Source organism: Paenibacillus pini JCM 16418 (genome assembly GCF_000576305.1).
In the GTDB taxonomy this organism is placed as follows: Bacteria; Bacillota; Bacilli; order Paenibacillales; family Paenibacillaceae; genus Paenibacillus_AQ; species Paenibacillus_AQ pini.
Genome location: NZ_BAVZ01000041.1, coordinates 1 through 10,068 on the forward strand (window position 1 = coordinate 1; position 10,068 = coordinate 10,068).

A 10,068-nucleotide genomic window follows, 5' to 3' on the forward strand; every position below is an offset into this window, starting at 1 on the left:
TATTTGTATACATAGAGTTGTTAATTTTACGATAGTAATCCATGATATTTTTATCCATCATAAAACACACCCTTAATCATTATAGTATTGAGAGAAATTAATAATTTTTAGTTTACCTGTAGTTCTATCCCTTGAGATATAACGAGAAATTGAAAGTTCATTATCCTTTTTAATATCTTTTAACATACTCGTGAATGTGTTTCTTTCAGCAGCAGGAGAGAAGACGTTCAAATCCTTGGGAGAGAAGCGTACCTGAAATGCTTTTAATAAAGATAAATCCTTGTCAAAGTATCTTTCTCTCATTAGTTCGGCCAATAAATCAATTTCTACATTAGTCAATTCAAAATTGAATACTTCTGCAACATCATCATAATCATTAAAATTAATGTCTGGAGAACAGCATAGGGTCAATTGAGACACTGCTTCCTTAAGATATCCCTTTGATCTCTCCAAGGCAATTTCAAAAGCTTCCTGATTAGGAATATTGTTGTATGCAAAAAATTCTGTATCTTTTTGAATTTTATCAAAGAAAACTTTGTAAACAGCAGACCATAAAGTTGACACTAATACTGACTCCTTTCACTATTTAGTTTGATTCGTAGTGCGACTTGTCTTCTTCACTGATGTTTTCGAACCTTCAGTCGTTATTACTTCATTATCTACTGCTATCTGTTGTTGTTCCTTTAGTTCTGCAAGGATCTGTTTAGTCAGTTCATCTTTTAATTTTGCCATTTCATTTTCAGAAACTAATGGCTTAGCTTCCGATTCATCTAAAGTTGGGACGACAATGATTTCAGAAATACGTTTATTAGAATAAAGCTCACGATATCGCTCATTAATCACATCTTTAACTCTTGTTGAGATGTCGTACATTCCTGTGTTGAGTAGTTGAACCATAATTCCTCGAACTCTTTCGAACATTGATGTACTCGTGATTTTAATTAAACTTTCTAATCCTTTTTTTGTAGGTTTTAAAATTATATTGTGAATTTGAGAGTCACTAAGAATTTCTTCCCAATCGCGTATACCTAGTTTTGTATAGACATCTTCCTCATGTTCTGGATCAAATCTTAAAATTCCCTCTCTAAATACCCCAGATTGACTATTAACTACTCTGATTTCCGCAAAACTTAACGGAATGGCGTATGGAAGGCCATCAATAGATGGCTCAAATAAATAACCATCTGGTTTAATTTGGGTTTGAATAGAAGCATAACTATCTGAATAATTAAGTACTTCGATTATAGTGCTATCTACAACAGACACAAAAACACTCTCCTTTAAAGTGTGTTGAAATACTATTAGGAAATATAACAACACACTTGTATTTTTTATTCTATTAGGTTAAAACAATTTTAGCAATTTTATCTATCTTGTTAATAGCAACACCGTATTCAAAGCCAGTGATTTTCAGCTCTACAACCTCGCGTTTGTTGTCCATCGTTTCGTACACACGAACAGCTCCACGCATATCTAGGGTACCAATCTTACCTGCCACACCAAAGATTCTCTTGTCTGGAAGCAATAGTTGATTATCGCCTGTGCGTTTAGCTCCAGAAATTGTACCAATGCGAACTCCGTTATAGAAATCAACAAGACCGTACCTGTTGTATTTATCCTTCATTGCATCACTCATAAGGGATGCTTGACCAGACATTTTAGCGATACTTTGTGCATATTTAGACAATGATACTGTCATAGGATTTTCACCACGATCAATTAGATATAAAGCAAGTTGATCTAGTGCAGCGGCAGTAGGCATTGCTCCACCAGCATTAATTAATTGTTCTCCTCCAGCAATAGCAGTATCAATAATACTGAAAATATCGAAGAACATTTTATTCTTCAATGCTTCTTCTGCGAAGACAGTTAAATTAGCAATACTCTTAAAACCATTGCGACGCAAATCTGCATAAGATACTTCAGTTTCAACTTGTTTATGTTTCCAAATAGGATTAGATGCAATATTGTCGATATACGATTTATCAACCGTACCGCCTTTAGCAGCATCATAAGCAACCAGAGTATTCTTTGGATTCTCCGTGGTCTTGAAATCATCAAATTCACCAATTGAACCGCGATCAAATAACGATTCAAGCAATTCATCTGGAACATCATACACTTCTGGATTTACAACTTTTACAAGAAAGTTAGAGATTTCAAGATCATTGTCAATACCCTTAGTACCAATATCTTTTGCCCAAGCATCAATTACAGAAGAAATGTCTTTATCTTCTGAATTCATTTCCATTTTGCGTTCAACTTTTTGTGCCCATTCGAAAACTTTTCCTTGCTCGTTCATTAGACTTGCAATTTCTGTTTTAATCATTTAATAATTCCTCCTAAAATATTTCTAATTTGTGTGAATACGATTATAAAATTTCAACGATTGCTAAAGTATGTCCATTTTCGATTTTTGTTCCTCGGTATATAAACGGAGTCGCGCTCGCATTTTTCTTAAGCTTTCCTTGATCTGCATCAACAGTAGTAGAAGCAATCAAATAATCACCTGCAACTAAACCAGTAGCAACAAATTCACTCGTAGCATATCTTTCACCACTAATAGGTTTTTCCAGTGTAACAAGTGTACCTTTGGCAATATTCTCAAATCGTACATCATAGTCACTCAAATCACCTTCAAGACTCATTAGACCAGTAGGAATTTGTGCTTTATCTACAAAATATAAACCTTCTTGAGACAGAGGTTTAATAACACCTCCATTTGTGTAATCCTTCTGAACCAGTTGACCCCGAACCAATGTTGAAGAAGCAGAAAGCATGGCATCAACATTTTTATTTGAAATACCTTGTAGGTGTCTTAGCATAAAATTTTTTCCTCCTAATTATAATTAATTATTTTTTAAAAATGATGACATAACTGATTTATGATCTATCAAGTTATCGTCGTCAGATTCAATATTTTGTTTAGCAATAACAGTAACTTTTTTAGATTCAGATGTTTCTACATTCGCTTTATCAATGTCTAATTTCGCAATAAGTCTCTCAGCAATAATTGCTTTAATAGACTTCTCGTCAAGACTTTCAATTAAAGCTGAAAGCTCCTCAGACGTTTCAAGTTCCTCGGAAGTAATAAATCCACCTTTAATTGCGATTTGCTTTAACAGAAGTTTCTTATTAGCAATTTCTTTTTCTGTTTCGATACGATTGTTTTCTTCAACTTGTTCCCTGTAAGGAATCAATTCCTGAACAGAATATTGAAGTTGTTCTATTTGAGTTCCTGCTTGGATCAATGCATCTACGTTTTCAGCTAAATCAGAAATTAATTTTTCCTTTTCGGAAATAAGATTCTTAATATCCATCTCTTTTTGACTTAAAATCTCAGCAGTTTTATTGAGATCGATATTAATATTAACATTTGATTTTTCCGAAATAAGTTTACTAAGCTTTGTCGTAGATGGTTCATCTACAGTAACACTTTCATTAGATACGCTATATGTAAAAACAAGATAGTTGTCTTCAGAATCTCTGTCTATATCGTAAGCAAGTACTTTGCGTTCTTCAGGATATACTTCCCAAATACAATAATAGGGATTACTATTCCATCCTTTTGGGTTAATAGTTTCAAGAATTTTTTGATGTAGGTCTCTAGTTGTCAGAGACGATGATTCTAACTCTTTCTTAGTCACTTCTAATTCCTCCTTTTTAACATTATCAAATGAAATATCTAAGTCATTTACAAGCGCATTGGCAAGTTCTACATCAGTTGTTTCTAAAGATGATACTTGAAGCAAACCACTGCATGGATATGCTGGAGAAACTGATTCTCCTAACAGAGCATGTCCTATAAATATTCCATTATCAATTATCTTTGTATTTTTACCATTTACCATTTCATAATGCGCCTCTAACACTTGAACTTCCCAAGAGGTTTTTATTCCTATATTTGCATTTACTCTACGTTTAATAACTTCGTAAGCTTGAGAGAAACGCTTCCATATTTTAGCATTTGCAACAATGTAATTAACACCTTCAATGGTTTCAATTGATGCACTATAGAAAGTTCCGAAGGCAGATGTGTCGAATTCAATATCTTTATACTCATTACCATCTTCATTTGTTTTACTTACAATCCTAGCATTGTGACCAGTAAAATCAGTCTCACCATCGTACCTACTTATAACTTTTCCAACTAAGGGTTTCATGACAATGGTACTGATCCACTCGTTTATTGTGTTGGGGTTCAGAGCTACATCATTACCATTAGGATTGAAGTCACATATAATAAACTTAGAGTCTAATGTGTCATTATCGCTATTTGATTCACTAAGTATAAAATTGTAGTTACTATGTATCGTTACAATATCTTTATCCAGTCCAATTCACCCCCTTTCTAGCATGAGTAGTACATGTTAACTCAATTCAATCCCTTTTAAGCTTAACAAGTCTGCAACTTCAAGTTGAGATGTATCATTAATTGAATCTATAACGACTTCACCAACTAAATCATTTTCTATATCTAAAATAATAGGACACTCACAGTGTGGGCAATATGTTTCATGTTTCATTCACTATTCCTCCTGAACTAAACCAATAGTTGTTTTATTAGGCTCATTATTAACAGTAGGCAAAGGTTTGTTATTATCTGTTTTACCTGAGTTGGTAAATGCATTCGTGCGAGGAGAGAATATCTTGTCATAATGTTGTTCATTTTCTTTAATTCTCTTTTGTTTTTCATCTTCAACAGATATATCGAATAGGCCAAGTGTGGTTTCATAACTCAAATTCATCTTACTGAACAATGTTTCCAATAGCTGTAACCTCATATCACTTGAAAGCAATTCACTATCAATTACTCGAATTGTAGGACAGTATTCAATTGGAATGTGGTTTAATTGAAGAATGATTTTGTACCATTTTTCTAAGATGTCTTCTAATTGTTCCGTAATTTTGTTGATTGTCTTCATTAGCTCGGATATTGATATATTTGCAACAGCAACTGTCTGTTTTGCATCTTGATTTAAGAAGCCAATTCCTAACGCAGTCATGATTTTACTTCTATAATAATTAACATTGTTTATGTTTATATTATCTGTGGTAGGCTCGATGTACTTTATATCCTCTACGAAAGCAGCTCCAGTGTAAATAACTGTATCATTTTTCCAAGCACCCATAAAGGATTCATGAGCGTAAGCCATTTGTTCGAATCCTTGTTTATCTCCATCTATTCCAAGAATTTCTGAACGTAATTTTTGAAAAATTACTTTTTTCCCCTTAGCTTTAGCATTAGTTCTATCAGTTTTTTCAAATGTTTCTAGCATAATAGCTGACTTCAATGTTCTGAAAACAGGAGTCAATCCATATTTTCTATTAAGATTATTAACTCTTAAAATCCCACTATATTTTATATCTAATTTTGCATATGTATCTTTATTTTTGTAAGCTTCGAATACTTCTGACGGATAGTTATTTATTAATTCTTGTTCAATGTTATCAAAGAATAAGCTCTTTCCATCTCTTGTTTTCTTTTTTGTTTTTTGAAGTCTAGATTTAAGTTCATTGATGTTTATTAATAGACATGGTTCACCATCTATTTCATAATCACTAACCTCGACTACACCCAAAGGAAAACTATCAACAATATAATTTCCTGCTTTATTTCTTCTCAGATAAAGAGGATAATTTCCTTCACAGTATGCAACTGGAATTGATTTCCTTAACAATGACTTAAGATTAATTTGTTTATTGAAATCATTTATTATTTCTTTAGTTTTCTCAAGGATTTTTTGTTTACTTTTGTTACCTGAAAAGTCTTTATATGAAGTTTTGAAATCAGTATTAATATTACTTTCTATTGTTTCAAAGATCTTTCCAATCAAGTCATCTTTGTTAATATAGTAACGTGCTATTGAATTGACTTTTAATATCTTTTGTAAGTCGCTTTGAGTGTTCTGAGCTAATATATCAATATCATTATTATTTATAACATCATTATTAAAAGATGACTCGTTGAGATAGGTTGAGTACTGATGATAATTATTATTAAAATTAAACATAGCTTGTTCCAGCCATTGTTCACCTTGTTCTTTTGCCGTAAACAACAAAGTGTCTGCATCAGCTTTTGATGCAATAATCACTTTAAAATCTTCACTTCCAACTATTTTATCTGACATTTTTTCACCACCTGACATTAATGGGATAAATTATTGAAACGATATTGAACTATAACTCTTAGGTGCATTTTTCCAGTCTACAATATTGTTTTGTTTTTTGGTTATGTTTTCACGTCTTAGTTGTTGTAAGTGCCAAGCTAACATTGCCAAGCAGTAAGCTCTGTCATCATGCATTTTTGATTCTTTTTCTGGTGAAAGGGCATATCTTCGACCACCATTTGGGTTATCATAACGAAAGATATTTATAACTTCTTCTTTTGCTAAGTCAATGTTCTTAAGTGCCATCTCTTCATCAAAAGATAATTTATGTATTTTTGTATTACTTGTAATCTCTGTTTTCTTATTATTATCATCATCCTCGTATGTCAATTCTGCATCTTCAAAGAGCGTCAGATGTCCTTTCATGTCATATTCATCCGTGAAAGAAATAAGATCCAATCCTGTCATTTCAACAAGAGCATCAAACATTTCAGTCTTATATTTCTTAGGGCTAAGTAGCTTTATTTTGTCTGTTGCCGTAGGAAATTTTGTAACATAGTCACTTGACTCTTTCTTATCAATCATACCTTTACGTCTTACACCCTGAGAATCAATCCATTCTTCCATAAAGTCATCAGCTATATTAACGCCACCGCCACCTGCTCCTGAATCGATGAGTAACGCAGATATATTCTCATAGTCGGCAGCTTGCTTTCCGTTATAATCTATAATCATTTGTTTTACATGAGCTATTTGTTCGGGTGTTCTCATTGGAGTTTTTTTCTTTTTTGAGATGTCCACAAAACTAACTCCGTTACAAATCCTCATTTTATAACCAACAATCTCATCTAAATAAATTTCACCGACCATACACACTGAATTATCATAAGAACGAGCAGGGTCATAGGCCAATGCGAATTTATTACCGTTTTCATTGTAGAGAGTGGGAATACGAACTTCACTATTTCTAATGATAGTTGCTCTTCTTATCGCTTGGTTTTCGCCACCTTCAGTACTAAACTTGTTATAATACTCACGAAGAGCTTTTTCTTTGTTCTTCCTCATAGCATCATCAATCACTTCTTGTTTTAACAATCCAACTGGATATTTTTTTCCATTAAAGGTTGCATTAATAACTATCTCAGCATTTATGTCTGCTACAAAATATCTATCATCACCAAGAAACATTTTCTTTGCGTAGTCCTTGTACACCTTGTAAAAATAAGTATCAGTCCCCGAAGCAGAAGAGGCAAATATGGCTTGATTCGGAAATTGTTTAGGCTCTAAGCTTATATCGATATCTCCACCTAATTTAAAGTTACTATCCTGTGTTATAAAGGGAAGAGAGGTAACAAAAAGTTCTTCAGGAGCAAATCCACTTTCGTCATAAACATTTAAATTAGATCTTTTACTTCTGTTATTATCAAAGGCACCGTTCAAAGAGTTTAATGCGCTACCATTATAGAGTTTATATTGAAAGGATGCTGGATTATGAGTGAATCCATCTGTGTTGGCTGTACTTTTAACAGTTTCGTTGTAAAATATATCGGTTAGACCAGTAAATGAGGCTATTTCCTTTTTTGCAATTTTTTCAATCTTCAGAAATGCTTCTTGCGCTTGAGATCCAACACCACTCATTATGTAAGCTTGAAAATTTGGAATTAAATTTGTTTTAGCCATTATAAAAGGAGCAAGCATCGTTGTTTTACCACTGCCACGACTCTGGCACCAAACGTTGAAAGGAGTAACCCAACTTTTCATAAATACATATTTCTGATTATCTAAGAAATCAATACCATAGAATCTTTCACAAAACTTTACTGGAGATTTACTATCGTCCCCACTGAATTATTTGAGAAAGTTTATAATAACTTTCTAGCTTTCTTTGTGAAATAGCTTTTTCATTTTCTTTCATGTAGTAATTCAAGTGGGGATACCACCTCCAATAATAGTTTATTGTTCATAAGATTTAAGTGCTATTTTAACTTTTCTATTTTCTTCCTCTAATTCATTATTCTTATTTCTTAATACATCAATTAGTTCTTTCTGATCTTTGATCATCTCAGTATAATCATTTTCATTCAGCATTAGCTGTTCCAATATACTTCGATTACTTATATCTGCTACTTGCTTCATTCCTTCACAAGTCTCGATATCATAAATATTAATCTCTGAGGACTCTATCCCTTTTTCGCTCAACTGTTTAATGATACCAGAGAGAGTCCCTGAGCCTTTACTTTTATTATTATTGTGATTAACGGATATACCATTATCTTTAGCGAGTGCAAGAATTGATTTGAGCATTTTTTCTTTTGCGTTTACAAGAGATGTTATCCCTCCAACATTTGACGCAAATTTATCTACGTCAGCAAGGATGTTAGATATGGTGCTATTTATCTTATCAATTTGACTGTAGCTTTTAACTATTTCAATTACTGCTGGCAACTTAAAATTATCTTCAAGGGTACTTTCGTCAAGAAAGTCAACTAATTTATTATAAAGGTTCTTCTTATCTATTTCAGGTTCTGAATAAAAAGGATCATAACCAATCATTTTTAGAACATCATCTTTGTTTTTTAAGTCTGAATCAGAGTATTCATTTTTTAAGAAAGAGTTTTCTTCATTCTCATGAGTATTAATAATTTGTTTTTCTATTGTAACTTCCTTGATTAATGTTTTTTCGTCGCTATCTTTCCAAGTTAATCCTTGACCATTGTAGTTCAAATAAAGAATCTTCATATAAATACCAAATGGGTCTCTATTTATAGCCTTTGTGTTCTTAGACGATTCAGTGGCTGAATCCCATTTTATTTGAATAAATGGTTTATTAATTTGGTGTAATATGTTTTTAATTGTTTCAATGTCATTATAATTTATATACTCTTTGATACAGAACTTGCACATTTTAATTCTTCCATCAGAATCTAGAGGATTGTCCGAAGAGTAATAATCTTTTGACAAATTTCTTGTTTCACCACAATGGGAACAAATTTTTTTACTGGAAATTTCTTTATCTGATCTATCAATTGTGATTTTTTTTCTCCCTGTCAATCCTTTCACCATCCTTTTGACTCCCTGAAAGATTAAAATCTGGCAGACGACTAGGGAGTAGTCACTTACGAAATTTGCTCTAAGACAAACTTTTCTGCCAGATAAATTCAAAAGAAAAAAGCCGATTTTTCTATTATCAGCTTCTTGATTTTTGATTTTATTATCATTTTTTATTGAAAAAATCCTGAGGTAGGCTTCCATGAATTCTAAGAATCATTTCTAATTGTTCTCTTCGATTCTGAGAATAAATTTCTGATGAATACAGCAGCTCCCATTGTAATTGAAAGAGTAGTTTTATTTGGAAATCATAATAGTCTTCAAATTGGTATCTTTCTTTCCACATATCAAAATTAATCTTAATATAATCTTCTTTTACAATCTGATTAGTATCTGTTTCCATACGAACAAACCTTTCCTATATAATTGCATGAAATTATCATTTCATGCTTATCTATACTTTTCCTGCATTATCTGAACATTAAACTCTAACTCTTTAGCTCTATCTTGAAGATACTGTATGTTATCTTGTAGCGAGACAACACCTGCGATATGGGAGTAGAATGTTCTAAGCGCTTGAATTATTTGATCTTTGTTTCTACATTTTTTAATTTCTTTATAGTAACTATCAAGCGTATTTTCTAGATCAAACTCATATTTTGGCAACATTAGTAGTGTAAGATCAGAATCTTCATCGATTAAGAATTCATACAATATCTCATTATCATCGTTTGGCTCGTTTGCCCAATATTCGTCTTCTGTCAAACTATTTTCCTCCTATATCTTATGGGATGCAGAGGACTCGCTTATATGCGATTCATGCTGAATGTCTGATTATGTTTGCTCAAGCACTGGTTTAAGTTCATATTCAATCTCAACTGGTTCTAAATTTTTAAGAGTCACAATCCCA

Annotated in this window: 11 protein-coding genes; all 11 read right to left on the minus strand. The window is 32.4% G+C overall.

Features of this window, described 5'->3' with window-relative positions:
- Window positions 1-72: 72 nt before the first annotated feature.
- A complete protein-coding gene (locus JCM16418_RS22880; protein ID WP_036653659.1) occupies window positions 73-564 on the minus strand; it encodes a hypothetical protein in 492 nt (163 codons plus the stop codon).
- 18 nt (window positions 565-582) lie between these two features.
- Window positions 583-1,266, minus strand: a complete 684-nt coding sequence (locus JCM16418_RS22885; protein ID WP_036653661.1) for a hypothetical protein — start codon at window positions 1,264-1,266, stop codon at window positions 583-585.
- 73 nt (window positions 1,267-1,339) lie between these two features.
- Window positions 1,340-2,329 carry a hypothetical protein gene (locus JCM16418_RS22890; protein WP_036653663.1) on the minus strand — a complete coding sequence of 330 codons (990 nt, stop codon included), beginning with the start codon at window positions 2,327-2,329 and terminating at the stop codon, window positions 1,340-1,342.
- 43 nt (window positions 2,330-2,372) lie between these two features.
- Entirely contained in the window at window positions 2,373-2,825 is a 453-nt protein-coding gene (locus JCM16418_RS22895) for a hypothetical protein (RefSeq protein WP_036653665.1), read from the minus strand.
- Window positions 2,826-2,849: 24 nt separating this feature from the next.
- Window positions 2,850-4,340: a hypothetical protein gene (locus JCM16418_RS22900; RefSeq protein WP_506329605.1), complete on the minus strand. Its 1,491-nt coding sequence runs from the start codon at window positions 4,338-4,340 to the stop codon at window positions 2,850-2,852.
- Window positions 4,341-4,370: 30 nt separating this feature from the next.
- Window positions 4,371-4,526 (minus strand): hypothetical protein, encoded by a 156-nt coding sequence (locus JCM16418_RS25160; protein WP_156327251.1) that lies wholly within the window; start codon window positions 4,524-4,526, stop codon window positions 4,371-4,373.
- A gap of 3 nt (window positions 4,527-4,529) precedes the next feature.
- Window positions 4,530-6,131: a hypothetical protein gene (locus JCM16418_RS22905; protein ID WP_052020729.1), complete on the minus strand. Its 1,602-nt coding sequence runs from the start codon at window positions 6,129-6,131 to the stop codon at window positions 4,530-4,532.
- Between the two features lie 30 nt (window positions 6,132-6,161).
- Window positions 6,162-7,790 (minus strand): terminase, encoded by a 1,629-nt coding sequence (locus JCM16418_RS26170; protein WP_242403957.1) that lies wholly within the window; start codon window positions 7,788-7,790, stop codon window positions 6,162-6,164.
- Window positions 7,791-8,063: 273 nt separating this feature from the next.
- Window positions 8,064-9,362 carry a YonG family phage-derived protein gene (locus JCM16418_RS22915; RefSeq protein ID WP_242403958.1) on the minus strand — a complete coding sequence of 433 codons (1,299 nt, stop codon included), beginning with the start codon at window positions 9,360-9,362 and terminating at the stop codon, window positions 8,064-8,066.
- A complete protein-coding gene (locus JCM16418_RS25165; protein WP_036653668.1) occupies window positions 9,325-9,561 on the minus strand; it encodes a hypothetical protein in 237 nt (78 codons plus the stop codon). Before JCM16418_RS25165 ends, JCM16418_RS22915 begins: the two co-directional genes overlap by 38 nt.
- 47 nt (window positions 9,562-9,608) lie before the next feature.
- Window positions 9,609-9,923 carry a hypothetical protein gene (locus JCM16418_RS22925; protein ID WP_036653669.1) on the minus strand — a complete coding sequence of 105 codons (315 nt, stop codon included), beginning with the start codon at window positions 9,921-9,923 and terminating at the stop codon, window positions 9,609-9,611.
- Window positions 9,924-10,068 lie beyond the last annotated feature (145 nt).

Bases quoted from the DNA above. Each gene is read 5' to 3' on its own strand.
- JCM16418_RS22915 (WP_242403958.1), bottom strand. From the start codon at position 9,362: ATGGAAGCCTACCTCAGGATTTTTTCAATAAAAAATGATAATAAAATC.
- JCM16418_RS26170 (WP_242403957.1), bottom strand. From the start codon at position 7,790: ATGGCTAAAACAAATTTAATTCCAAATTTTCAAGCTTACATAATGAGT.
- JCM16418_RS22890 (WP_036653663.1), bottom strand. From the start codon at position 2,329: ATGATTAAAACAGAAATTGCAAGTCTAATGAACGAGCAAGGAAAAGTT.
- JCM16418_RS25160 (WP_156327251.1), bottom strand. From the start codon at position 4,526: ATGAAACATGAAACATATTGCCCACACTGTGAGTGTCCTATTATTTTA.
- JCM16418_RS22905 (WP_052020729.1), bottom strand. From the start codon at position 6,131: ATGTCAGATAAAATAGTTGGAAGTGAAGATTTTAAAGTGATTATTGCA.
- JCM16418_RS22895 (WP_036653665.1), bottom strand. From the start codon at position 2,825: ATGCTAAGACACCTACAAGGTATTTCAAATAAAAATGTTGATGCCATG.
- JCM16418_RS25165 (WP_036653668.1), bottom strand. From the start codon at position 9,561: ATGGAAACAGATACTAATCAGATTGTAAAAGAAGATTATATTAAGATT.